At 62.2% G+C, this 23,915-nt stretch carries 18 protein-coding genes, 1 tRNA gene and 1 riboswitch; of the genes, 8 read left to right on the plus strand and 11 right to left on the minus strand.

Translation table 11 applies throughout. From position 1 onward, the window contains the following. Positions 1-556: 556 nt before the first annotated feature. Together AC56DI_RS05755 and ettA are read right to left on the minus strand one after the other, a co-directional pair. Positions 557-632 (minus strand) — tRNA-Thr (locus AC56DI_RS05755). A gap of 142 nt (positions 633-774) precedes the next feature. Further along, positions 775-2,439 (minus strand): energy-dependent translational throttle protein EttA, encoded by a 1,665-nt coding sequence (gene ettA, locus AC56DI_RS05760; protein WP_324517291.1) that lies wholly within the window; start codon positions 2,437-2,439, stop codon positions 775-777. 290 nt (positions 2,440-2,729) lie between these two features. Between ettA and AC56DI_RS05765 the strand changes: the two genes are divergently transcribed. Both AC56DI_RS05765 and glyA read left to right on the plus strand, forming a co-directional pair. Next, positions 2,730-6,947 (plus strand): EAL domain-containing protein, encoded by a 4,218-nt coding sequence (locus AC56DI_RS05765; protein WP_496345304.1) that lies wholly within the window; start codon positions 2,730-2,732, stop codon positions 6,945-6,947. A gap of 162 nt (positions 6,948-7,109) precedes the next feature. After that, positions 7,110-8,366 carry a serine hydroxymethyltransferase gene (glyA, locus tag AC56DI_RS05770; RefSeq protein WP_496345305.1) on the plus strand — a complete coding sequence of 419 codons (1,257 nt, stop codon included), beginning with the start codon at positions 7,110-7,112 and terminating at the stop codon, positions 8,364-8,366. Between the two features lie 262 nt (positions 8,367-8,628). Here the strand turns inward: glyA and uvrA are convergent, their stop codons facing one another. Further along, a complete protein-coding gene (gene uvrA / locus AC56DI_RS05775; RefSeq protein ID WP_496345306.1) occupies positions 8,629-11,463 on the minus strand; it encodes an excinuclease ABC subunit UvrA in 2,835 nt (944 codons plus the stop codon). Positions 11,464-11,595: 132 nt separating this feature from the next. Between uvrA and AC56DI_RS05780 the strand changes: the two genes are divergently transcribed. The 4 genes from AC56DI_RS05780 to AC56DI_RS05795 are packed head-to-tail and all read left to right on the plus strand — an operon-like array spanning position 11,596 to position 15,324. Then, a complete protein-coding gene (locus tag AC56DI_RS05780; protein WP_496345307.1) occupies positions 11,596-12,990 on the plus strand; it encodes an MFS transporter in 1,395 nt (464 codons plus the stop codon). Positions 12,991-12,999: 9 nt separating this feature from the next. After that, positions 13,000-13,500, plus strand: coding sequence for a single-stranded DNA-binding protein (locus tag AC56DI_RS05785; protein ID WP_324518726.1), 501 nt, complete (start codon positions 13,000-13,002; stop codon positions 13,498-13,500). Between the two features lie 17 nt (positions 13,501-13,517). After that, positions 13,518-14,402, plus strand: coding sequence for a sugar nucleotide-binding protein (locus AC56DI_RS05790; protein ID WP_496345308.1), 885 nt, complete (start codon positions 13,518-13,520; stop codon positions 14,400-14,402). Continuing rightward, the gene (locus AC56DI_RS05795; protein WP_496345309.1) at positions 14,395-15,324 is read left to right on the plus strand and encodes an NAD-dependent epimerase/dehydratase family protein; all 930 of its coding nucleotides are present in this window, start codon (positions 14,395-14,397) and stop codon (positions 15,322-15,324) included. The genes AC56DI_RS05790 and AC56DI_RS05795 overlap by 8 nt, the downstream gene beginning before the upstream one ends. 101 nt (positions 15,325-15,425) lie before the next feature. On the opposite strand, the gene AC56DI_RS05800 is transcribed toward AC56DI_RS05795, so the two are convergent. The 8 genes from AC56DI_RS05800 to AC56DI_RS05835 all read right to left on the minus strand — a co-directional run bounded on the left by AC56DI_RS05800 (position 15,426) and on the right by AC56DI_RS05835 (position 21,676). Beyond that, on the minus strand, positions 15,426-16,088 hold the full coding sequence (locus AC56DI_RS05800; RefSeq protein WP_496345310.1) for an OmpW family outer membrane protein: 663 nt from the start codon (positions 16,086-16,088) through the stop codon (positions 15,426-15,428). A gap of 137 nt (positions 16,089-16,225) precedes the next feature. Then, positions 16,226-16,744 (minus strand): DUF3299 domain-containing protein, encoded by a 519-nt coding sequence (locus tag AC56DI_RS05805; protein ID WP_496345311.1) that lies wholly within the window; start codon positions 16,742-16,744, stop codon positions 16,226-16,228. A 10-nt stretch (positions 16,745-16,754) separates the two neighbouring features. Beyond that, positions 16,755-18,020, minus strand: coding sequence for an ABC transporter permease (locus AC56DI_RS05810; protein ID WP_496345312.1), 1,266 nt, complete (start codon positions 18,018-18,020; stop codon positions 16,755-16,757). A 2-nt stretch (positions 18,021-18,022) separates the two neighbouring features. Further along, on the minus strand, positions 18,023-18,730 hold the full coding sequence (locus AC56DI_RS05815; protein ID WP_324518718.1) for an ABC transporter ATP-binding protein: 708 nt from the start codon (positions 18,728-18,730) through the stop codon (positions 18,023-18,025). Positions 18,731-18,967: 237 nt separating this feature from the next. Next, entirely contained in the window at positions 18,968-19,552 is a 585-nt protein-coding gene (locus AC56DI_RS05820; RefSeq protein ID WP_496345313.1) for a DUF2796 domain-containing protein, read from the minus strand. 80 nt (positions 19,553-19,632) lie between these two features. Further along, the gene (gene trxA, locus AC56DI_RS05825) at positions 19,633-20,502 is read right to left on the minus strand and encodes a thioredoxin (protein WP_496345314.1); all 870 of its coding nucleotides are present in this window, start codon (positions 20,500-20,502) and stop codon (positions 19,633-19,635) included. A gap of 80 nt (positions 20,503-20,582) precedes the next feature. Then, positions 20,583-21,236, minus strand: a complete 654-nt coding sequence (locus AC56DI_RS05830) for a class I SAM-dependent methyltransferase (protein WP_496345315.1) — start codon at positions 21,234-21,236, stop codon at positions 20,583-20,585. After that, the gene (locus AC56DI_RS05835; protein WP_496345316.1) at positions 21,233-21,676 is read right to left on the minus strand and encodes a YbaY family lipoprotein; all 444 of its coding nucleotides are present in this window, start codon (positions 21,674-21,676) and stop codon (positions 21,233-21,235) included. Before AC56DI_RS05835 ends, AC56DI_RS05830 begins: the two co-directional genes overlap by 4 nt. 299 nt (positions 21,677-21,975) lie before the next feature. Between AC56DI_RS05835 and nrdR the strand changes: the two genes are divergently transcribed. Further along, positions 21,976-22,440 carry a transcriptional regulator NrdR gene (gene nrdR, locus AC56DI_RS05840; protein ID WP_496345317.1) on the plus strand — a complete coding sequence of 155 codons (465 nt, stop codon included), beginning with the start codon at positions 21,976-21,978 and terminating at the stop codon, positions 22,438-22,440. Beyond that, positions 22,437-23,573 carry a bifunctional diaminohydroxyphosphoribosylaminopyrimidine deaminase/5-amino-6-(5-phosphoribosylamino)uracil reductase RibD gene (gene ribD, locus AC56DI_RS05845; protein ID WP_496345318.1) on the plus strand — a complete coding sequence of 379 codons (1,137 nt, stop codon included), beginning with the start codon at positions 22,437-22,439 and terminating at the stop codon, positions 23,571-23,573. The genes nrdR and ribD overlap by 4 nt, the downstream gene beginning before the upstream one ends. A gap of 72 nt (positions 23,574-23,645) precedes the next feature. Further along, positions 23,646-23,813, plus strand: a riboswitch (FMN riboswitch). The last annotated feature ends 102 nt before the right edge of the window (positions 23,814-23,915 follow it).

Below are 23,915 nucleotides of genomic sequence, written 5' to 3' on the forward strand. Positions count from 1 at the left end.
AATTTTTTTGTTGCAGGGCGGCGACTTTGCGAAGCTGGGGGGTGACAGGGTTTTTCTAGGGGCTGAATTATGATTCGGTCGGTCAAGCGGCAATGAAGTCGGCGGAGTTTAAAATTTCTTTTTCTTGAGGTTGTTCGCATTTCTTATTCCAAAGTCAGAGTTTGAAAGTGCGAGATATATGTAGATGTGTAATGCGCGAGGCTTTAATTTTCGCGAAAGTTGTTTGGTTTTTAACTGATCTCCCTCGAACCGCAGGCGAGAGGCCTCATCGAAATTGCGATACACATGAAGGTGTTTTGCCTGCGTGCCCCCGCGACAGATGCTCGCTGGTCTCCAGGTTTTTTGACCGAGGCAAAAGCTGTGGCTGGTTAACGAGCGTCCGAGCAGTTGGTCCCGTCACGTGCGTCTGCCGCTGCAGTTTGCTGTGCTGATGGCGTGAGGCCGCCGACTGTCTTCAGTAGGTGGTCAGGTTCGTCTGGTGGGTTGAATGTGCGCACTGAGTTGAACGTCAGCTCAAAATAAAAGGCCCGCATCGCAGCGGGCCTTTTATTTTGAGTGGTGCCGGAGATAGGAATCGAACCTACGACCTTCGCGTTACGAGTGCGCTGCTCTACCGACTGAGCTACACCGGCTTATCTGGTGGTCTTTTTAGCAAGCAGCACCGGCATCAGGCAAGCTGAAAACTCCCCATGCCTAACAAAATTGGCGCAGTGTTATGCCATGCCCAATAAAAAGCGGAGCCCTGAGGCTCCGCTTTTTATTCACTGGTGTGCATCACGCCAGTTTTTTGTGGCGTACCCGGTGCGGCTGGGACGCGGCGTCGCCGAGGCGTTTTTTGCGATCGGCTTCGTACTCGGTGTAGTTGCCTTCGAAGAACACCGCTTGCGAGTCATCCTCATAAGCGAGGATATGGGTCGCTACGCGGTCAAGGAACCAGCGATCGTGAGAGATCACAATGGCGGCGCCAGGGAAGTCGAGCAGGGCTTCTTCCAGGGAGCGCAGGGTTTCTACGTCGAGGTCGTTGGACGGTTCGTCCAGTAGCAGCACGTTGGCGCCTTCTTTCAGGGTCAGGGCCAGGTGCAGGCGGCCGCGTTCACCGCCGGAGAGGTCCTTGACGAACTTCTGTTGGTCGCCGCCCTTGAAGTTGAAGCGGCCCACATAGGTGCGCGACGGGATCTCGTAGTTGCCGATTTTGATCATGTCGGAACCGTCGGAAACCATTTCCCACACGGTCTTCTTGCCGTCGAGGTCGTCGCGGCTCTGATCAACGCAGGCCAGTTGCACGGTTTCGCCGACTTCGATGCTGCCTGAGTCTGGTTGCTCCTTGCCCATCAGCATGCGGAACAGGGTCGACTTACCGGCACCGTTGCCGCCGATCACGCCGACGATGGCGCCTTTGGGCATGCTGAACGACAGGTTGTCGATCAGCATGCGGTCGCCATAGCCCTTGCACACGTTTTTGAACTCGATGACCTTGTCACCCAGGCGCGGGCCGGCCGGGATGTAGATCTCGTTGGTTTCGCTGCGCTTCTGGAATTCCTGCGACTGCATTTCCTCGAAGCGCTGCAAGCGGGCCTTGGACTTCGACTGGCGCGCCTTGGCGCCTTTGCGCACCCATTCCAGCTCGTCCTTCATGGCCTTTTCATGGGCCGACTGCTGCTTGGACTCCTGGGCTAGGCGGTCGGACTTGGCTTCCAGCCAGCCGGAGTAGTTGCCCTCGTAAGGGATGCCCTGGCCGCGGTCGAGTTCGAGAATCCAGCCGGCGACGTTATCCAGGAAGTAACGGTCGTGGGTGATCGCTACCACTGTGCCCGGGAAGTCGTGCAGGAAGTGCTCCAGCCAGGCTACCGAGTCGGCATCCAGGTGGTTGGTCGGTTCGTCCAGCAGCAGCATGTCGGGGGCCGACAGCAGCAGGCGGCAGAGGGCCACGCGGCGCTTCTCACCACCGGAGAGGTGCTCGACCTTGGCATCCCAGGCGGGCAGGCGCAGGGCATCGGCGGCGACTTCCAGCTGGCGCTCAAGGTTGTGGCCGTCGCCGGCCTGGAGGATGGCTTCCAGCTTGGCTTGTTCGGCGGCCAACTTGTCGAAATCGGCATCCGGATCGGCGTAAGCGGCATAGACCTCGTCGAGACGCGCCTGGGCGTCCTTGATTACGCTGACCGCTTCTTCGACCACTTCACGCACGGTCTTGCTCGGGTCGAGCTGCGGCTCTTGCGGCAGGTAGCCGACATTCAGCTCTGGCATCGGCCGGGCTTCGCCGTCGAACTCGGTGTCGACGCCCGCCATGATCTTCAGCAGGGTGGACTTGCCTGAGCCGTTGAGGCCGAGCACGCCGATCTTGGCGCCAGGGAAAAAGGACAGGGAAATGTTCTTCAGGATTTCCCGCTTCGGCGGTACTACTTTGCACAGCCGGTGCATGGTGTAGACGTATTGAGCCATGGATTAACGCGTGCCCGTGACAGAGAAAAAGGAACGCGCCCAGGCGAGAAAACCACCTCGCGCGCATGGGCCAAAGCTACCGGAATGCGGCCTGCAGGGCAAACCGCGAGCGCCGTGCGGCACGCACCAGAGCGTCACGGCAACAGCGCCGCAGAAGGCCGCGGCACTCGTCGGCACAGCTGGCACTTGGCCACACTTCAAGGCATGCTTGGCGCCCCGCGCGAAGCCGACTACTGTCACAGTAACGCCGTCCTCTTTATTGCAGCTGTTTTTGCAGGATCACGCCTTAAGTGCTCGAGCCCGTCATCACGTCTTCTGCGTCGCCCACGGATGATCGCCGCACACCGCCGCAAAGCCGCTGGTTCAAAGGCCTGTTGCTCGGCTTGCTGCTGACTATGGCGGCGTTGCTGCTCTGGCAGCTGCGCCAGGAGTTTGCTCAGCAACTGCAGCATCAACGCCAGCGCAGCTACGACTACGCCGCGCAAATCAGCGGCCAGTTGGCCCTGAACCTCGAATTGCAGGTGCAAAGCACCCTCGAATTGTTGCGTCAGCATGCCCTGCGCCCAGCACCCGGCGAGCAGAGCAATGCGTTGCTCCAGCGCTTGCAAGGCGTATGGCCGGAACTGCGCAGTCTGGTCTGGCTCAGCCCTGAAGGCGGCCTGCTGGCCGACAGTGCCGCAGCCCCAGATGACGTGCCTTACCTGCTCAGTCTGCCAGCGCACGCGGGTGAGCAAGCCTATTACCTAAGTCGCGGGCCCCAGGCGGATAGCCCGCTGTACCTGCTGTTTCGCCAGCCCGCCAGCGTGCGGCCGGGCGGTTTCTGGGTTGCGCGCCTGGCGCCGGACGCCTTGCCGCGGTTGTTGCCGCAGCAGGTGCCTGAGCATCAGCACTGGCGCCTCGAAGAGCGAACGGGCGCACGCCTGATCGCCCAAAGCGCCGTGCATGTCGACGATAGCCTCGCCGCCGCCCACAGCACTCGCGTCATGCCCTTGGCTAACAGCAACTGGCAGTTGCGTGGCCTGCTGGATGTCGCCCAGTTGCGCGCTCAACTGCTGCCCGCTCTGCTTGGCAAGTTGCTGTTGTTTCTCGCCTGCAGCGCCATGACCGTGATTACCCTCACGGTGCTGCAACGCGAGCAGCGCTGGCTGCGCGCCAGTCACGCCACTTCGCGCCGCGCGCTCGATCAAGCTGCCATCGCCCTTGGTTCAATCGAGGAGCGCGTGTTGCTGACGGACGATCAGGGCCGCATCAGCTACCTCAATCCACAGGCCGAACAGCTGCTGGGGAAAACTTTCGACCAAGTCCGTGGCGTTCACCTGGATACGCTGCTGCCAGGCCTGGCTCTGCGCCAGCATGACCTCAGCGAGGGGAGTGACGCCCAGGCGTTTCTGCTTGAGTTGGCGGATAACGGTCGGCCGGGCACGTTCAGCGTTAGTCGCAGCGCGTTGGGTGATGCCGATGCGCACCGTGGCTACGTTTGGATGCTACGCGATGTCAGTGCCGAACAGCAGGCACGCCGAGGCTTGGAGCAAACCCAGCGGCGCTATCAGGAAATCTTTGAGGGCACCGGCACGGCGCTCTGCGTGCTCGACCTGTCCGGCTTGCATGCACATCTGCAGGCGCTCGGCCTCAGTAGTCAGGACAATCTGGCGCAATGGATCAGGGCCAATCCGCACGCTCATGCGGGGCTGCTGGATTGCCTGCGGGTCAGTGAAATCAACCGTGTGACCGAGCGCCTGCTTGGGGTTTCCTCGGCTGAGGAAACCTGGCAGTTGTTGATCGGCCATGGGCCGTTGCGCGACGGCGGGATTCGTCAGCAACTGATCAGCTGTGCCCTCAGCGGCCAGCGTCAGCTGGAGGCCGAAATCAAGATCAACACCGCCCAGGGCCATATGCGCTACCTGTGGCTGGTGATGCAATTGCCGGAGCTGATCGAGGACTACCACGCCGTCACCCTCAGCATCAGCGATATCACCACCCGCAAACGCATCGAGCTGTCGCTGATCGAGCGGGAGAACTTCTGGTCGGATGTGGTCAAGGCCATTCCCGACACCCTGTACGTGCATGACATCCCCGGCAAGCGGGTGATGTTCAGCAACAACCACCTGGGCCCGCAGCTGGGCTACAGCAAGACCGAGATGCGTCAACTGGGCGATCGCTTGTGGGAGAAAATCCTCCACCCCGATGACCAGGAACTTTACGGCCGTATGCGTAGCTTGCAGCAGGTGGTCAGCGATGGGCAGTTGCTGCAATGCCAGTTGCGCTGGCGTCACCGTGACGGCAGTTGGCACTGGTTCGAGATCCGCGAGCAGGCCCTGAGTCGCGACAGTCACGGCCGGGTCAGCCGTCTGATTGGCATCGCCAAGGATGTCACCGAGCAGATCGAGGCCAGCGAATCGTTGCGCGAAAGCGAACGGCGCTATCGGCAGTTGGCAGAAAGCACCAGCAACGTGATTTTCTCCACCGATCGGCAGCTTGAGTTGGTCTACGTCAGCCCGTCGGTGGAGCAGACCCTGGGCTACAGCACCGAGTGGATCATGCAGCACGGTTTCTTTGCCACTGCCGCTAACCGCAGTCAGCTGGATAGCGTCTATCAGCTGCTGGCGCAGATTCGCCAAGGGCTCCGTGAGCCAGCGTTGTTGGCGCGCCTGCGCAGCGAGCTGCCGACCCAGTTGTTCATGTTCGACTGCCTGCACGCCAACGGCCTAAAGATTCCCACTGAATTGAGCATGACCCTGATGTGGGATGAGTACGGTCGCTTCGAAGGCCTGCTCGGTATTGGCCGCGACATCAGCCAGCAGCGCCAGGCAACCAAAGACTTGCGTATGGCGGCCACGGTGTTCGAGCACTCGACCGCGGCCATTCTGGTCACCGACCCGGCGGGCTATATCGTTCAGGTCAACGAAGCCTTCAGTCGCATCAGTGGCTACGCCAGCAGCGACGCCCTGGATCAACTGCCCAGCCTGCTGACCAGCACCCAGGTGCCCGCCGAGCAACTGCACTTTATCTTCGACCAGCTGCGCCACAGCGGCAGTTGGGAAGGTGAGGTGCGCCTCAAGCGCAAAACGGGTGGCGACTACCCGGCCTGGGTCGGCATCACTGCGGTGCAGGACGATGAAGGTGATCTGGTCAGCTATGTGGCGTTCTTCAGCGATATCAGCGAGCGCAAGGCCAGCGAGCAACGTATCCACCGCCTGGCCTACTACGACCCGCTGACCCTGCTGCCCAATCGCACGTTGTTTCAGGACCGCCTGCACACCGCGTTGCAGGCCGCCGACCGGCATCAGCAGTGGGTGGTGCTGATGTTCCTCGACCTCGACCGCTTCAAGCCGATCAACGACTCCCTCGGTCATGCGGCCGGCGACCGCATGTTGCAGGACGTGGCTCGGCGGCTGCTGGGGTGTGTCAGCGAAGACGACACGGTGGCGCGCATGGGTGGCGACGAGTTCACCTTGCTGCTGCAGGCGCGCAGCACCCGTGAGGGCGCACTGAACCGCGCCATCCATGTGGCTGAGCTGATTCTCGCCAGTCTGACGCGAGCCTTTATCCTCGAAGGCCGTGAGTTCTTCGTCACCGCCAGCATCGGTATCGCCCTCAGCCCGCAAGACGGCCAAGAGCTGAGCCAGTTGATGAAGAACGCCGACACGGCGATGTACCACGCCAAGGATCGCGGCAAGAACAACTTCCAGTTCTACCAGGCGGACATGAACGCCACGGCCCTTGAGCGCCTGGAGCTGGAAAGCGACCTGCGCCACGCTCTAGAGCAGGGCGAGTTCATCCTCTATTACCAGCCGCAATTCTCCGGCGACGGCAAGCGCCTGATCGGCGCCGAAGCCCTGTTGCGCTGGCAGCACCCGCGCCGCGGTCTGGTGCCGCCGGATGACTTTATCCCGGTGCTGGAAGAGCTGGGGCTGGTGGTGCAAGTCGGTGACTGGGTGCTGGCCGAGGCCTGCCGCCAGTTCATGGCCTGGCAGCGTGCCGAAGTGCGTCTGCCGAAAATCTCCATCAACCTGTCTGCTCGCCAATTCGTCGACGGTCAGCTTGAACAGCGGGTGGCTGAGACGTTGCGCAGCAGCGGCATTGCCGCCGCCTCCCTGGAGCTGGAAATGACCGAAAGCATGTTAATGCAGGACGTCGACCAGGCACTCAGCACCCTGGTGCGCCTCAAACAGCTGGGCGTCGGCATTGCCATTGACGACTTCGGCACTGGCTACTCGTCACTCAATTACCTCAAGCAGTTCCCCATCGATGTACTGAAGATCGACCGCAGCTTCGTCGACGGCCTGCCCGATGGCGAACAGGATGCGCAGATCGCCCGCGCCATTATCGCCATGGCCCACAGCTTGAACCTGGCGGTGATTGCCGAAGGGGTGGAAACCCAGGCCCAGCTGGACTTCCTGCGCGACCACGATTGCGACGAGATCCAGGGCTATCTGCTCGGCCGACCGATGCCGGCGGCCCAGTTCGCTGCCCAGTTCAGCGGCACCGCGCTGTTTATGCTCAGCTAGGGTCTGTTGCCGTAACAGCAACGGCCCGTACGGGCCGTTTTTACGTCGTGTGAGCGCCACTTGTCCGCGACATGACTGACCTTCATATGCCAGCCGGCGACGGATGCGGTAGAATCCGCACCCTCTTTCAACCGCCCAGCTGATTTTTCTCAGGGGATTACCATGTTCAGCCGTGAAACGACTCTCGCCAACTACGATGCCGACCTGTTTGCCGCCATGGAGCAAGAAGCCCAGCGCCAGGAAGAGCACATCGAGCTGATCGCCTCGGAAAACTACACCAGCCCGGCGGTGATGGAAGCCCAAGGCTCGGTACTGACCAACAAGTACGCCGAAGGTTATCCGGGCAAGCGTTATTACGGCGGCTGCGAATACGTCGACGTGGTTGAGAAACTGGCCATCGACCGCGCCAAGCAACTGTTCGGTGCCGACTACGCCAACGTTCAGCCGCACTCCGGCAGCCAGGCCAACAGCGCCGTGTACATGGCCCTGCTGAATCCGGGTGACACCGTACTGGGCATGAGCCTGGCCCACGGCGGTCACCTGACCCACGGCGCCAGCGTCAGCTTCTCCGGCAAAATCTACAACGCCGTGCAGTACGGCATCGACAGCGTCACGGGTCTGATCGACTACGACGAAGTTGAACGTCTGGCCGTTGAGCACCAGCCGAAGATGATCATCGCTGGTTTCTCTGCTTACTCGCAGGTACTGGACTTCCCGCGCTTCCGCGCTATCGCCGACAAGGTTGGTGCGTTCCTGTTCGTCGACATGGCCCACGTGGCTGGCCTGGTTGCCGCTGGCGTGTACCCGAACCCGGTGCCGTTCGCCGACGTGGTCACCACCACTACCCACAAGACCCTGCGCGGTCCACGTGGCGGCCTGATTCTGGCCCGTGCCAACGAAGCGCTGGAGAAGAAGCTCAACTCCGCAGTATTCCCAGGCGGCCAAGGCGGCCCGCTGGAGCACGTGATCGCGGCCAAGGCCGTGTGCTTCAAAGAAGCCCTGCAGCCTGAGTTCAAGACCTACCAGCAGCAAGTGGTGAAGAACGCCCAGGCCATGGCGAGCGTATTCATCGAGCGCGGTTTTGACGTAGTCTCCGGCGGCACCCAGAACCACCTGTTCCTGCTCTCGCTGATCAAGCAAGACATCACTGGTAAAGACGCCGACGCCGCTCTGGGTCGCGCCTTTATCACCGTGAACAAGAACAGCGTGCCGAACGACCCACGTTCGCCGTTCGTTACCTCCGGTCTGCGCATCGGTACACCGGCCGTCACCACCCGTGGCTTCCAGGAAGCTGAGTGCCGCGAGCTGGCTGGCTGGATCTGCGACATCCTCGCCGACCTCAGCAACGACGCCGTGATCGACGCCGTACGCGAGAAGGTCAAGTCCGTCTGTGCGCGCCTGCCGGTGTACGGCAACTAAGCCCGCACCTCGACCAGCATCAGCCCGGTATCTGCCGGGCTGATGCATGCGTCAACCGACACCCTGCGCAGGCTAGCCTTGCGCAGGGTGTTTTTATTTGCGCGCCTCGCCTCCGCACTGGCGATTTTGCGGGCGAGCATGTGTCCGGGGGCAGCGTCTAAATAGGCCCTGGGTTCGCGGCCGAAGCCGCTCCTACGGACACGGGAGAGGGGAGCAGAGTTCGGCGCTAAGCGCCGAACTCAACCCTGTCGAGCGGAAAGAATCAGCTGCGATCACGCGCCAGCAGTGGCTTGAGGAAGTAGCCGGTGTGCGACTGCGGCATCTCTGCCACTTCTTCCGGCGTGCCCACGGCAATGATCTGGCCGCCTTTTGAACCGCCTTCAGGGCCCAGGTCCACCAGCCAGTCGGCGGTCTTGATCACGTCCAGGTTGTGCTCGATCACCACCACGGTGTTGCCGTGATCGCGCAGGCGGTGCAGTACATCAAGCAGTTGCTGAATATCGGCAAAGTGCAGGCCGGTGGTGGGTTCGTCGAGGATGTAGAGGGTCTTGCCAGTGTCGCGCTTGCTCAGCTCCCGTGACAGCTTGACCCGCTGCGCTTCACCGCCGGACAGGGTGGTCGCTGACTGTCCCAGTTTGATGTACGAGAGGCCTACATCAATCAGGGTTTGCAGTTTGCGCGCCAGCGCTGGTACGGCCTCGAAGAACGGCCGGGCTTCTTCAATGGTCATCTCCAGCACTTCGTGGATGTTCTTGCCCTTGTATTTGACCTCAAGGGTTTCGCGGTTATAGCGCTTGCTCTTGCACACGTCGCAGGGCACGTAGATGTCCGGCAGAAAGTGCATTTCTACCTTGATCAAACCGTCGCCCTGGCAGGCTTCACAACGCCCGCCTTTGACGTTGAAGGAGAAGCGCCCTGGACCGTAGCCCCGCGAGCGCGACTCCGGTACACCGGCAAACAGTTCGCGGATCGGTGTGAACAGACCCGTATAGGTGGCCGGATTGGAGCGTGGCGTACGGCCGATCGGGCTCTGGTCGATGTCGACCACCTTATCCAGGTGTTGCAGGCCATCGCAGCTGTCGTGGGCCGCCGCTTCCAGAGTGGTGGCGCCGTTCAAGGCAGTGGCCGCGAGGGGGAACAGGGTGTTGTTAATCAGAGTTGATTTGCCTGAGCCGGACACGCCGGTTACACAGGTCAGCAAGCCAATCGGGATGTCCAGATCAACATTGCGCAGGTTGTTGCCGCGTGCGCCTTTGATCTTCAGCGCCAGCTTGGGATTGCGCGGCGTGCGCTTGGCCGGATAGCGAATCTTCTCGCGCCCGGACAGGTACTTGCCGGTCAGCGAGTCTGGGTGGGCCATCACCTCGGCAGCGGTGCCTTCGGCGACGATGCGGCCGCCGTGCACGCCCGCACCCGGGCCGATATCGACCACGTAGTCGGCCATGCGAATGGCGTCCTCGTCATGCTCGACCACGATCACCGTGTTGCCGATGTCGCGCAGGTGGCGCAGGGTGCCGAGCAGGCGCTCGTTGTCGCGCTGGTGCAAGCCGATGGATGGCTCGTCGAGGATATACATGACGCCGACCAGGCCGGCGCCGATCTGGCTGGCCAGGCGAATGCGCTGGGCTTCGCCGCCGGACAGGGTGTCGGCGCTGCGGTCGAGGGTCAGGTAGTCGAGACCGACGTTGACCAGAAACTGCAGGCGCTCGCGAATTTCCTTGAGGATCTTCGCAGCGATTTCACCGCGGCGCCCGGTCAGCGCCAGGCTGGCGAAGTACTCGGTGGCATCGCCAATCGGCAGGCTGGTCACGGCGGGCAGGGTGCGTTCGCCCACCCAGACATGCCGGGCTTCGCGGCGCAAACGGGTGCCCCGGCAATCCGGGCACGGCTGGGTGCTAAGCAGCTTGCCCAGCTCTTCGCGCACGCTCTGGGATTCAGTCTCGCGGTAGCGTCGTTCCAGATTGGGGACGATGCCCTCAAACGGGTGGGCGCGTTTGACGATATCGCCGCGGTCGTTGAGGTAGCGGAAGTCGACATTCTCGCTGCCGCTACCAAACAGGATCATTTTCTGTTGGCTGGCGCTGAGCTCTTCGAAGGGTACTTCCAGGCTGAAGTCGTAATGAGCAGACAGCGAGCCGAGCATCTGGAAGTAATAGACGTTGCGCCGGTCCCAGCCGCGCACGGCGCCCTCGGCCAGGGTCAACTCACCGTTGACCAGGCGCTTGATGTCAAAGAACTGCTTGACCCCCAGGCCGTCGCACGTGGGGCAGGCGCCGGCGGGGTTGTTGAAGGAAAACAGCTTGGGTTCCAGCTCGCTGATTGAATGGCCGCAATGGGGGCAGGCGAAACGCGCGGAGAAGATCATCTCTTCGCCCGGCTCGTCATCCATGGGCGCAATCAGGGCGATGCCGTCGGCCAGGTTGAGGGCGGTTTCGAAGGATTCAGCCAGGCGCTGCTGCAGGTCCGCGCGCACCTTGAAGCGGTCCACCACCACGTCGATGGAGTGTTTCTTCTGTTTGTCCAGTTTGGGCAGTTCGTCCAGCTCATAGAGCTTGCCGTTGACGCGGGCGCGGACAAAGCCTTGGGCGCGCAGCTCTTCAAAGACCGACAGGTGCTCGCCCTTGCGTTCGCGAATCACCGGCGCCAGCAGCATCAGCTTGCGTCCTTCGGGCAGCGCCAGGGCCTGATCGACCATCTGGCTGACGGTTTGCGCCTCCAGCGGTACGTCGTGTTCCGGGCAACGCGGAATGCCAACGCGGGCGTACAGCAGGCGCAGGTAGTCGTAGATCTCGGTGATGGTGCCGACAGTCGAGCGCGGGTTGTGCGAGGTGGACTTCTGCTCGATGGAAATGGCCGGCGACAGGCCTTCGATGGTGTCGACATCGGGCTTTTCCATCATCGACAAAAACTGCCGGGCGTAGGCCGACAGGGACTCGACATAACGTCGTTGGCCCTCGGCATACAGGGTGTCGAAGGCCAAAGAGGATTTGCCCGAGCCAGACAAACCAGTGATAACGATCAGCTTGTCGCGCGGCAGGGTCAGGTCGATGTTTTTCAGGTTATGGGTTCGAGCCCCACGAATCAGAATCTTGTCCACAAACAGCGGCCTCGCATGGCGGGCGGAAACCGATGAGTATACGGGCCGCAGACACGCAGCGGCAAAGCATCACGCCTGTGATGGAGAGTGCGGTGCTGATAGAATCGCCGCCGGTTAAATGAGGGCTTGTTGATGCACGATCCGCACAGTGGGCGCATGAGTGCTGGCGAAACGCGCGCCGCCGGCGGGCTGGCGTTGGTCTTTGCCTTTCGCATGCTGGGCATGTTCATGGTCCTGCCCGTGCTGGCGACCTATGGCATGGACCTGCAAGGCGCCACGCCGGCACTGATTGGCCTGGCCATCGGTGCCTATGGCCTGACTCAGGCGGTATTGCAGATTCCGTTCGGCATGCTTTCCGACCGCATCGGCCGCTTGCCGGTGATTTATGTCGGCTTGCTGATTTTTGCTGCTGGCGCGGTACTCGCCGCGTCGGCTGACTCTATCTGGGGTGTGATTGCCGGCCGCGTGCTGCAGGGCGCTGGGGCTATCTCGGCGGCAGTGATGGCGCTGCTCTCGGACCTGACCCGCGAGCAGCATCGCACCAAGGCCATGGCCATGATCGGCATGAGCATTGGTTTGTCGTTTGCCGTGGCGATGGTGGTCGGCCCGCTGCTGACCCGCGCCTATGGTTTGTCAGGGCTGTTTCTCGCCACGGCCGCCATGGCCATCGTCGGGCTGCTGATTGTGGCCTTGGTGGTGCCGCGCGCCAGTACGCAGTTGCAGCACCGTGAGTCGGGTGTGGCCAAGCAAGCCCTGAGCGCGACCCTGCGTCATCCCGATCTGTTGCGTCTGGACCTCGGTATTTTCGTTCTGCACGCGATCCTGATGGCCAGCTTCGTTGCTTTGCCGCTGGCGCTGGTGGCCAATGGCGGCTTGCCCAAGGAAGAGCATTGGTGGGTCTACCTGACGGCCCTGCTGGTGGGCTTCTTCGCCATGATTCCGTTCATCATCTATGGCGAGAAGCAGCGGCAGATGAAACGCGTGCTGCTGGGTGCGGTCAGCGTGTTGCTGCTGTGTGAGCTGTTCTTCTGGGCCTTCGGCGACAGCCTGCGCGCGCTGGTGCTGGGCACCATCGCGTTTTTCACTGCCTTCAACCTGCTGGAGGCCTCCTTGCCTTCGCTGATCAGCAAGGTCGCACCGGCTGGCGGCAAAGGCACGGCGATGGGCGTGTACTCCACTAGTCAGTTTCTCGGTGCCGCCGTTGGCGGTATTTTCGGCGGCTGGTTGTTTCAGGTTGGCGGGTTGAGTTGGGTGTTTGTCGGCTGTGCGGCGCTCTGTGCACTGTGGCTGGGGTTTGCTGTTACTATGCGCGAACCGCCGTATGTGACCAGTCTGCGCTTGCCGTTGACGCCTGCTGCGGCGGGCGATAGCGGGCTGGTCGAACGTCTTAAGGCGCTGTCGGGCGTGACCGACGCCGTCATGGTGGCCGATGAATCGGCCGTCTATATCAAAGTAGATACTGAACTATTGGACCGTGCGTCCCTTGAGCGCCTCATCGAGCAGGCGCCGGAACGCGCGGCAGCCTAGGAGAGCGATATGGCCCGTGGGGTTAACAAAGTCATTTTGGTCGGAACCTGTGGTCAGGATCCGGAAGTTCGTTACATGCCCAACGGCAATGCGGTCACCAACCTGAGCCTGGCTACCAGCGAGCAGTGGACTGACAAGCAAACCGGGCAGAAGGTCGAAAAGACCGAATGGCACCGTGTGGCCATGTTCGGCAAGGTCGCCGAGATCGCCGGCGAGTACCTGCGCAAAGGTTCGCAGGTGTACATCGAAGGCAAGCTGCAGACCCGCGAGTGGGAAAAAGACGGCATCAAGCGTTACACCACGGAAATCGTCGTCGACATGCAGGGCACCATGCAGTTGCTCGGTGGTCGCAACAACAACGAAGGCGGCGACGCCGCCCCGCGTCAGCAGCGCCCAGCGCCGCAACGCGAGCCGCAGCAGCAAGCACCGCGTGAAGCCCGTCCGGCTCCGCAACCGGCTGCCCAGCCGGCGCCGGATTACGACAGCTTCGATGACGATATTCCCTTCTAAGTACTGAGCGCGCGACCATGCATATGCGCCTCATGCTGTTGGGCGGTGGCAATGCCCTTGGCCAGGCGCTGATTCGCCAGGGCGCCGAGGAAGACATTGGCTTCCTCGCGCCGCGCCCACCGGACTCCGGTTGGGATGCGGCCAGCCTGACTCAGTTGATTGATGACACCCGCCCGGATGCGTTGATCAACCTGGCCTATTACCACGACTGGTTTCAGGCCGAGACCGCCAGCGAAGCGCGCTTTGCGCCGCAAGAACGGGCCGTTGAGCGTCTGGCCGAGCTCTGTCAGCACCACAGCATTCTGCTTTTGCAGCCTTCCAGTTACCGCGTGTTCGATGGCGCGCGCGCCACGGCCTACAGCGAAAAAGATGAACCGCTGCCCCTGGGCGTGCGCGGCCAGGCCTTGTGGCGCATTGAGCAAAGCGTGCGCGCTACGTGCCCGCGGCATGTGTTGCTGCGTTTTGGCTGGTTGCTGGACGACAGTGCGCAGGGGCTGCTTGGGCGCTTTCTGCAGCGGGCCGAGCGTGATACCGAATTGCTGTTGGCCGACGACCGCCGGGGCAACCCGACGCCGGTAGACGATGCTGCGCGGGTGATTCTGGCGGTGTTGAAGCAGCTTGATTGCCAGGCGCCGCTGTGGGGCACTTACCACTACGGCGGCCAAGAGGCGACTACCTCACTGGCGCTGGGTCAGGCGGTATTGAGCGAAGCGCGGGCATTTCGCAGCCTGTTGCTCGATGAAATCAAGCCGCAGGCCCATGCCTCGCGCCCTGATGTGGCCGATGAACCGCAGCATGCGGTACTGGCCTGCAAGAAAATCCTGCACACCTTTGGGGTCAAGCCGCGCGCCTGGCGCACGGCCTTGCCGCATTTACTGGATCGATATTACCGGCATGTCTGACGCACCTATCCTGATCACCGGCGGTGCCGGCTTCATCGGCTCCCATCTGGCCGATGCCTTGCTGGCCAAGGGTTATGCGGTGCGCGTGCTGGACAATCTGTCCACGGGCAAGCCAGAAAATTTGCCCATGGACCATTCGCGTATCGAGCTGATCGAGGGCGACGTGGCCGATGCCCCGTTGGTGCAGCGCTGCATGCAGGGCTGTCGCGCAGTGGTGCATCTGGCGGCGGTGGCCTCGGTGCAAGCCTCGGTGGACGATCCGGTAAGCACCCATCAGAGCAACTTCATTGGCACCTTGAATGTCTGCGAAGCCATGCGCACGCATGGGGTCAAACGCGTGCTGTTTGCCTCCAGCGCCGCGGTGTACGGCAATAATGGCGAAGGTTTGGCCATTGATGAAGACACGCCCAAGGCGCCGCTGACGCCTTATGCCGTGGACAAATTGGCCAGCGAGCAGTACCTGGATTTTTACCGCCGTCAGCACGCTCTGGAGCCGGTGGTGTTTCGCTTTTTTAATATTTTCGGGCCGCGCCAAGATCCGTCCTCGCCGTACTCGGGGGTGATCAGCATCTTTACCGAACGGGCGCAGCAGGGTCTGCCTATCACGGTATTCGGCGACGGCGAGCAGACCCGTGATTTCGTCTATGTCGGCGATCTGGTGACGTTGCTGCTGCAGGCGCTGGAGCAGCCTTGCGTTGAGCCGGGCGCGGTGAATGTCGGCTTGGGCCGGGCGACAAGTCTCAAGCAGTTGCTGGCTGAAATCAGTGGGCTTCTGGGTGGCTTGCCGGCAGTCAATCATGTGGCTGCACGGGCAGGCGATATTCGTCATTCGCGGGCCAATAATCAGCGTCTGCTGCAACGTTTCAACTTTCCTGAAGCGACGCCGATGGCTATCGGGCTGGCGCGCTTGCTGGGGCTGTAGCGCTGCGCGGCAAACAAACGAGGCGCCTGCGGGCGCCTTGTTTGTTTGGGTAAATCACAGGCAGCAAAAAGCCGACCCTGAGGTCGGCTTTTTTGTGTTGCTTAGAACTTGTAGCCGAGACCAACCATGTAGACGAACGGGTCAACATCTACGTCTACGTCGACCTTGGTTTGGCCGGCGTAGGTAGTGCCGGTGGTGTCGATGTCGATATAGCGAACTTGTGCGTTAAGCATGATGTTGTCGGTCAGCATGTAGTCAGCACCAACCTGATAGGCCAGACCCCAAGAGTCCTTCATGTCCAGGCCAGTGAAGCCAGCATCTTCAGCCTCGCTGGTCAGTTCGGTGTCGAAGAACCACGTGTAGTTGATGCCCAGGCCGACATAGGGCTGGAATGCAGAAGCGCTTTCCATCGGATAGTAAACGGCGCTGAGGGTCGGCGGCAGGTGTTTGAGCGAGCCGAGCTTGAGGCCGCCCAAACCTTTAGTGCCGACATCATGGCTGAACGGTGTGGCAGCCAGCAGTTCAATACCGACGTGGTCGGTAACCATGTAGGCAAAGTTCAGGCCCAGTTGGGTGTCGCTGTCCAGAGTGGCTTTGGTGCCAGCTACTGCCGCGCCACCAACATGGACTTCGCCGCTGTCTTCGTGCGGATCAACGGTGATAGCACCGGCACGCACAATGATGTCGCCTTCTTTGTGAGCAAGGGCAGCAGGGCTGGCAACGGCCAGGGCGAGCAGAGATGCGGCAAGAATTGAATTACGCATGTGTGGGCTCCATCGAGTTATAAGCTTGTGTTGGCTGGAGTCAATGGTAGAGCTTAGCGTGCGTGCCGCGTTGACCCAGCTCAATGGAACCTTCATTCGACAGTAAGGTCTTAGCCGCCTTTTTATCTGTGGGGCGATTAGTTTTCTGTCGATTCGTAGGGGTAAATCTTGCTGGCGTCCATCTGGTAGCCGGCTTCAGCCAGGTCGGTGCTGGTGTTCTCGACCCGCAGTGGGCCTTCAATCCAGAACGGCTGGTAGAGGTTATCCATCATTACGCCCAGCTCGGTTTTTACGTGCACGATCTGGTTCGGCGGCGGTGGCGGCACATGGATGCAGGCGCCGTAGTAGGGCACCAGGAGAAACTCGGTTACCCGGCCCTCTTCGGTGACATCCAGCGGCACTATATAACCGGGCAGCTTGACCAGTTGGCCATCCAAAGCCTTGACCACCGGTGCCGCCGCGGACTGCTGGCTGGCGGCTGGCCCGGTTTCGGCGGCCAAGGCGTCAGCCAGTTTCGACAAATCGTGCATGGCGGCCGGTGGTGCGGCGGGCGCCGTATCGGCGGGGAGCATTTCCGACCAGGTCAGTTCACGCGGTTCCGCCGCCCACAGGGGTAGGGCGACGATAAGGGAAAGGGCAAGCAGCGCACGCAGCATCAATAAGTTCTCACAGGCGGATCGACAGACCATCGGCCAGCGACTGGCGATAAGCCCGCCAGGCCGGAAGCGCGCCCATCAGCAGGGCGGCGGCCAGAATAGCGCCAAGCAGGGTCCACTCATAGCGACTCGGCAGGGCCTGCGGCAGGAACAGACCGTAGTTGGCCTGCACATAACCCTGCGCCAGGGCGATGCCCAGGTACAGCAGCGCCAGGCCCAGCAGCACACCGGCCAGCGCCAGGGCGAAGGCTTCGACAATCAGCAGGCTGGCGATATGCCAGGGCCGGGCGCCCACCGAGCGCAGAATAGCCATTTCTCGGCGGCGTTCGTTGAGGCTGGTGAGGATCGCCGTGAGCATGCCGATCAAACCGGTCAGCACCACAAACAGTGACACCACGAACAGGGCTTTCTCCGCGCTGCCCATCAGGCTCCAGAGTTCCTGCAAGGCCACGCCAGGGAGAATGGCCAACAGCGGTTCGCCGCGAAACTCATTGATTTGCCGTTGCACGCTGAAGGTGGCGATCTTGCTGTTTAGGCCCAGCATGGCCGCAGTAATGGCGTGCGGCTGCAGGTCCATGCTGCGCGCCTGCTCGGCGCTGATCCGTCCTTTGCCTTGGGCGGGCACGCCGTTCTGCCAGTCGATGTGCAGCGCCTGCATGCCTTGCAGGCTGATATGCAAGGTGCGGTCGACCGGGGTGCCGGTGCGCTTGAGAATGCCGACCACGGTGAAGGGTTTGTCGTCGTGCTTGCTCAGGCTGATGGTGGCCACGCCATGGGCCAGCACCAATTGCTGACCCAGTTGATAGTGCAGGGCCTCGGCCACTTCGGCGCCGAGCACCACGGCAAAGGGGTCGTCGGCAAAGGTCTGGCCTTGAGCCAGTTGCAGGGCCTGGCCGCGGCCGTATTGATAATGTTCGAAGTAGGCGCGGCTGGTGCCCATGACCCGGTAGCCACGGTGCGAGTCGCCCAGCGAGATCGGAATCGCCCATTTCACTTTGGGGTCGCGGGCAATCGTCTCGAAGCTGTCCCAGCGAATGTTGTTGGTGGCATTGCCGAGGCGAAACACCGAATACAGCAGCAGGTTGATTGAGCCGGAGCGGGCGCCGACGATCAGGTCGGTGCCACTGATGGTGCTGGCAAAGCTGCTGCGAGTTTCCGTGCGGATGCGCTCCACGGCCAGCAGCAAACACACGGACAGGGCGATGGCGAACACCGTCAGCCAGGCGGTAAAGCGGCGATTGGCCAGGCTGGCCAGGGCCAGACGTATGAGGTACATGCTCAGAGCTCCGACGGGCGCGAGGCGCGGTTGAGGTCGCTCAGCGACAGGCTGCGGTCAAACAGGGGCGCCAGACTCTGGTCGTGGCTGACAAACAGCAGGCTGGAGCCGGCGGCGCGGCATTCGGCAAACAGCAGTTGCAAGAAGGCCTCGCGGGCATCGCTGTCCAGGGCTGAAGTGGGCTCGTCGGCGATCACCAGTTCGGGCTGGCCGATCAGGGCGCGGGCGGCGGCGACACGTTGTTGCTGGCCAATCGACAGGCTGTCGGCGCGGCGCGCCTGCAGCGCCGGATCGACCAGACCAAGGTGGCTGAGCAGGGCGCTGGCGGCCTGGCTCACACTGCCGTGGCGCTGTTGCGCGCGTTGCGTACGCAGTTTGGAAAAATGGCAGGGCAGCTCGACGTTTTCGCGCACCGAGAGAAACGGCAGCAGGTTGAACTGCTGGAAGATATAGCCGGTGTGGTCGACGCGAAAATGATCGCGGGCGCCGGCGGACATGCTGCTGAGGTCTGCGCCGAGCAAGTGGATACGTCCACGACCGGGCTTTTGCACACCGCCCAGCAGACCGAGCAAGGTGGTTTTGCCGCTGCCGCTGGGGCCTTTGAGGAACAGGCTTTCACCCTGCTGCAGGGTGAAAGCCGGGATATCCAGCAATTCAGCTTGGCCGGGCCAGGCAAAGCCCAGCTCAGTCAGTTCAATCAGTGCGCTCATTGGGTGTCCAGGGGCGAGGCCAAGATCGGCAGGAGCACCCTAGCACCCTGTCGGAATTAACGCTGTTCTACTGCGGAAAAGCCGGACTTGGTCATTTTCTGCGCTCTTTTTCGTTGAATAGAATGACTATTCGCCTCAAAAGAGCGCAGAAACTGCCTCAAATCGGTCTTTCCCTCGCTACGAACGGTTAAGTCCGACAGGCTGCTAGCGCCGCACAACAGTGGCCTGCAAGGTTTGTCAGAAGCTCAGACGTGGTTGTGCGGCGGAGAGTTCAGCGCCTTGCTGGCCGTTAGGGCCGATCAGTTGCACCTGGATTTTATCGGTGGCGGGGAAAAGCTTGAACAGCTCGCTGAGGTCGACAGCCGCCAGCGCCTGCGGCTGGCTGCAGGTCAGCACGTAGTTGGCGTCGATATCGCTGTGTTCGGCGCCATGCTCTTTGTCGTGTTCTTCGTGTTCTTCGTGTTCTTCGGCGTGTGCCTCGAACAGCGGGCTATGCAGTTCGTGGCTGGTGATTACACAACCGGCTGCAGCGGCAATGCCAAACAGCGGCAGGGGTGTCTGCAGGTGTTGTTGGGCACGCGCCACGGCAGCTTTGTCGCTGGTGCTGACGGCGGCATGTTCAAACCCCACCAGGTTCATCGCCGGGCTTTCCAGGGCCAACTCCAGGCGCTGGCCTTCCAGCGCTACGTTCAGCTGTGCGGCGCCGTGCTCGTGGGCGGCAAGACTGGCGTGCTCATCGTGGTGTTCATGTTCGTCATGGGCGGCGTGAGCGGCCGCCAGGGGCAGCAGGGCGAAAGGCAGGGCAAATAGCAGGCGGCGCATGGCAACTCCGGAAGGCTGGCAAATAAAGTTGTTACGTTATAACGACTTTATTTGCCGCTGACCAGCCCTGCAGTCGTTACTCAGTAGATAGCCTGGTACAGCTTGCGCCGGTAGGTAGTGACCAGCGGATGGTCATTGCCGAGTAGGTCGAACACTTGCAGCAGGGTTTTGTGCGGCAGGCCGTCGGCGTAGTTGCGATTACGCACGAACAGACGCAGCAAGGCATCCAGGGCGGCCTCGGGCTGCTGGCGAGCGAGTTGCTGGATGGCCAGTTGATACACCGCTTCGTCGTCTTCGCTGTTGGCGGCCAAGCGGCTTTTTAGCTCGGCCACGTCTGGTAGGTCGGCGGCCTGGCGCAGGAAGGTCAGTTGTGCGCGGGCGCCGGCCAGGGCCTGTTTGTGGCTGTCGCCTGTCACTGCATTCAGGGCCACTTCGGCCTCGCCCAGTTCACCGCGTTCGGCCAGGCAGCGCGCATACAGGATCAGTGCGGCGGCGTTGCTGTTGTCTTCTGTCAGCAATTGCTGCAGCAGGCTTTCGGCGTCGCCGATGCGGCCTTCGGCAAACAGGGCCTGGGCCGTTTCCAGCGGGTCGGCCGCTTCGGCTGCCGGTTCGGCGACGTGGGGCGCGAGCAGGCCGCGAATCGCCGATTCCGGCTGGGCGCCGGTAAAACCGTCGACCGGCTGACCGTCCTTGAACAGCACCACGGTGGGCAGGCTGCGGATGCCCATGCGCTGGACGATGTCCGGCTCCAGGTCGCAATTGACCTTGGCCAGCAGCAGCTCGCCGCGATAGGACTCGGTGATCTGCGCCAGCAGCGGCATCAGTGCTTTGCACGGCGCGCACCACTCGGCCCAGAAGTCCACCAGCACCGGCTTGTGGAAGGAGTTCTCAATCACCAGCTGGTCAAAGTTGAGGCTGCTGGCGTCGAAGATATACGGCGTGTCGCTCATGATCGGTCTCATTGGCTGAGGTGAATGCAGTTAAAGATGTGGGCGCGGCGTGGCAGAAGCAAGCGCCCTGGCGCTGAAAATCAGCGCTGCGCGTGGTACAGGCTGACCAGGCGAAACTCCGCGGGCTCTGCCAGGTCCGGCCAGGTGCAGGCGTCCAGCAGGCCGATGCGCTGGTATAGCGGGTGCTGGAAGTCGCGCACCCGCGAGTCGGCCACCAGCGCCTGCTGGCCGCGGCTGAGGAACTGGTCGAGCAACGGCAGATTGGCGCGGTCGTAGAGCACGTCGGCGACGATGATCAGGTCAAAGCGGTCGGCCTCGGCGAAGAAGTCTTCGGAGTAGCTGAGCTGTACGTCATTGAGCTGCGCATTGGCTCGGCAAGCGGCCAGCGCCAGTGGGTCGAGGTCGCAGGCCACCACTTCAAGCGCGCCGGCTTTGGCCGCGGCAATCGCCGCTACCCCGGAGCCCGCGCCAAAATCCAGCACGCGCTTGCCGCGCACCCAATCGGGCCGCTCGGCCAGCCAGCGCGCCAGCACTAGGCCGCTGGCCCAGCAGAAGCACCAGTAAGGAGGCTCTTCGAGAATGCGCCGGGTTTCTTCCGGGTTGAAGGCGCGCTCCATATTGGCCGGGTCGATCAGCCACAGCTTGAGGTCGGTGCCGGGCAGGGTTTCCGCCACCAGGCGGGCATCGCCGAGCAGGCCGGCCAGGGCGCTTTGCAATTCAAACGGGGCTTTCATGGCGCAGGCACCAGTTGCAGGGCGCCCAGGGCCTGATTGCTCGCGGGCTGGATCGGTCGCGCGGGCAGGCGCAAGGTCAGAATGCCGGCCTGGCTGACCCGGCCGCGCAGCTCCAGGCGCTGGCCCGGTGGGATGCTGATGGGGCTGAAGCGCAAACTAAAAGGCAGCGCCGCGCCGTTGCCGCTTAGGCGGCTGCTGGCCAGCAGTTGCACCGGACGGTCGCGGCTATCGACGAGTAACAGGGCCAACTCGGCCTCGCCGGCGGCGGGTACGCCGAGTAACTGGCCGCTGAGTTCGCGCAAGTGGTTGGGCAGCGGCTCAGGCGCGACCAGTACAGGCTTCGGTTTGACGGTTGTTGCCAGGGCGGGCGCCGGTGGCGTGCTGCTGCAGGCCGCGAGCAGGCTGGACAGGCAAAGTAGGGCAAGCAGACGCGGCAGCATGGCAACTTCCACAAAGGTGATGGTGAAACGGGCGGCTTGGCAGCCTGTCGGACTTGACCGTTCGTAGCGAGGGAAAGACCGGGTTGAGGCAGTTTTTTTGCGCTCTTTTGCGGCGAATAGTCATTCTATTCAACAAAAAAGAGCGCAAAAAATGACCAAGGCCGGCTTTTCCGCAGCAGAACAGCGTCAAGCCCGGCAGGCTGCTATATACCGCAAAGCCTCAGGCTTGTCTTGGCTGTGGGCGCTGTCGGTGCGATGCGCTACCATGAGTTCCCTCATTTTTTCGGCTGTTTGCGCCCATGCATTGTCCGTTTTGTGGAGCGAATGACACCAAGGTGATCGACTCACGTCTGGTCGCCGAAGGTGAACAGGTGCGTCGTCGTCGCGAGTGTTTGGCGTGCGAAGAGCGTTTCACCACCTTTGAAACCGCCGAGCTGGTGATGCCGCGACTGATCAAGTCCGATGGCAGTCGCCAGCCGTTCGACGAGGAAAAGCTGCGTGCCGGCATGCAGCGTGCGCTGGAGAAGCGACCGGTGAGCGTCGAACGCCTGGAGGCGGCGATTGCCCATATCAAGCACAAGCTGCGCGCCACCGGCGAGCGCGAGATCAAGTCGCGGGTACTCGGTGAGCTGGTGATGGGCGAACTGCAGAAACTCGATGAAGTGGCTTACATCCGCTTTGCCTCGGTGTACCGGCGTTTCCAGGACCTCAACGAGTTCCGCGAGGAAATCGATCGCCTGTCCCGCGAGCCGAGTCAGGAATGACGGCAGCCGAACAGGCCGTGCTTGATCAACGCAGCATGGCGCGCGCCCTCGAACTGGCGCGCAAGGGCGTGTATTCGACCCATCCCAATCCGCGGGTAGGCTGCGTCATCGTGGCGGGCGGGCAGGTTGTCGGGGAAGGCTGGCATGCCCGCGCCGGTGAGCCCCATGCGGAGGTGCATGCCTTGCGTCAGGCCGGCGCCAAGGCTCGCGGTGCCACGGCTTATGTGACCCTGGAACCGTGCAGCCATCACGGCCGCACCCCGCCGTGCGCCGAGGCCTTGGTGCAGGCCGGCGTGGCGCGTGTAGTCGCAGCGATGCAGGACCCTAATCCGCAGGTGGCTGGGCGTGGCTTGGCGCGTTTGCAGGAAGCCGGTATTGAGGTCGCCTGCGGTGTGCTGGAAAGCGAAGCGCGGGCGTTGAATGTTGGCTTTATCAAACGCATGGAGCAGGGCCTGCCCTATGTGCGGGTCAAGCTGGCCATGAGCCTGGACGGCCGCACAGCCATGGCCAGCGGTGAAAGTCAGTGGATCACCGGGCCCGCGGCGCGCGCTGCAGTACAGCGCCTGCGAGCTCGCGCCAGTGTGGTGTTGACCGGCGCGGATACGGTGCTGGCCGATGGCGCGCGGCTGACCGTGCGCCCTGACGAGCTGGGCTTGAATGCCGAGCTGACGGCTCTGGCCATGACCCGGCCGCCGCTGCGCGTGCTGGTGGATGGGCGTCTGCGGGTGCCGCTGAGTGCGCCTTTCTATCAGGCCGGCAAGGCCCTGGTGGCCACCTGTGCGGCGGCCGGGGCGCGGCAATTGTTCCTCGACGATGGTCATGAACTGCTTGCGGTGTCGGGCAGTAATGGTCATGTCGATTTGCGCAAACTGCTGCTGGAACTGGCTGCCCGCGGCGCCAACGAGGTGCTGGTGGAAGCTGGTCCGCGTCTGGCTGGCGCCTTCGCTCGCCAGGGACTGGTGGATGAGTACCAGTTGTTTGTCGCGGCCAAGTTCCTCGGCTCCAGCGCCCGGCCATTGTTGGATTGGCCCTTGGCGAAAATGGCCGAGGCCCAAGAGCTGCAAATCGTCGAAATGCGTGCCGTCGGCGATGACTGGCGGATTATTGCCCGGCCCGTGCCTCGCGGGGCTTGAGTCTGGTCGGCCCAGGCATGCACCGGCAGGGCAAATATGGTAAAAGGTCGCACGCAGCCGCGCATGTGGCTGCAACGTTCTCAGGGCGGGGTGTAATTCCCCACCGGCGGTAATGGCCCCCTTGGTTTTAGCCAGGGTCTAGCCCGCGAGCGCTTGTCGAGCCGTCAGGCCCGCCAAGGTCAGCAGACCCGGTGTGATTCCGGGGCCGACGGTTAGAGTCCGGATAAAGAGAGAGCGGGATTCCCTTTAAGGGCGCGGCTGGCCTGCGTCCGTGAAATCCCTATCGATCGAACCGCCCTGTTTGTTCAACGAACAGGAGTGCGTCGTGATGTCTGTTGTTTT

It is taken from the genome of Pseudomonas sp. BGA-UO-ETr-WB11, from assembly GCF_059567785.1.

What these genes read in the sequence shown, in the direction of transcription:
- ettA (WP_324517291.1), bottom strand. Translation starts at nt 2,439, where the DNA reads ATGGCTCAATACGTCTACACCATGCACCGGCTGTGCAAAGTAGTACCG.
- glyA (WP_496345305.1), top strand. Translation starts at nt 7,110, where the DNA reads ATGTTCAGCCGTGAAACGACTCTCGCCAACTACGATGCCGACCTGTTT.
- AC56DI_RS05780 (WP_496345307.1), top strand. Translation starts at nt 11,596, where the DNA reads ATGCACGATCCGCACAGTGGGCGCATGAGTGCTGGCGAAACGCGCGCC.
- AC56DI_RS05785 (WP_324518726.1), top strand. Translation starts at nt 13,000, where the DNA reads ATGGCCCGTGGGGTTAACAAAGTCATTTTGGTCGGAACCTGTGGTCAG.
- AC56DI_RS05790 (WP_496345308.1), top strand. Translation starts at nt 13,518, where the DNA reads ATGCATATGCGCCTCATGCTGTTGGGCGGTGGCAATGCCCTTGGCCAG.
- AC56DI_RS05795 (WP_496345309.1), top strand. Translation starts at nt 14,395, where the DNA reads ATGTCTGACGCACCTATCCTGATCACCGGCGGTGCCGGCTTCATCGGC.
- AC56DI_RS05800 (WP_496345310.1), bottom strand. Translation starts at nt 16,088, where the DNA reads ATGCGTAATTCAATTCTTGCCGCATCTCTGCTCGCCCTGGCCGTTGCC.
- AC56DI_RS05805 (WP_496345311.1), bottom strand. Translation starts at nt 16,744, where the DNA reads ATGCTGCGTGCGCTGCTTGCCCTTTCCCTTATCGTCGCCCTACCCCTG.
- AC56DI_RS05810 (WP_496345312.1), bottom strand. Translation starts at nt 18,020, where the DNA reads ATGTACCTCATACGTCTGGCCCTGGCCAGCCTGGCCAATCGCCGCTTT.
- AC56DI_RS05815 (WP_324518718.1), bottom strand. Translation starts at nt 18,730, where the DNA reads ATGAGCGCACTGATTGAACTGACTGAGCTGGGCTTTGCCTGGCCCGGC.
- AC56DI_RS05820 (WP_496345313.1), bottom strand. Translation starts at nt 19,552, where the DNA reads ATGCGCCGCCTGCTATTTGCCCTGCCTTTCGCCCTGCTGCCCCTGGCG.
- trxA (WP_496345314.1), bottom strand. Translation starts at nt 20,502, where the DNA reads ATGAGCGACACGCCGTATATCTTCGACGCCAGCAGCCTCAACTTTGAC.
- AC56DI_RS05830 (WP_496345315.1), bottom strand. Translation starts at nt 21,236, where the DNA reads ATGAAAGCCCCGTTTGAATTGCAAAGCGCCCTGGCCGGCCTGCTCGGC.
- AC56DI_RS05835 (WP_496345316.1), bottom strand. Translation starts at nt 21,676, where the DNA reads ATGCTGCCGCGTCTGCTTGCCCTACTTTGCCTGTCCAGCCTGCTCGCG.
- nrdR (WP_496345317.1), top strand. Translation starts at nt 21,976, where the DNA reads ATGCATTGTCCGTTTTGTGGAGCGAATGACACCAAGGTGATCGACTCA.
- ribD (WP_496345318.1), top strand. Translation starts at nt 22,437, where the DNA reads ATGACGGCAGCCGAACAGGCCGTGCTTGATCAACGCAGCATGGCGCGC.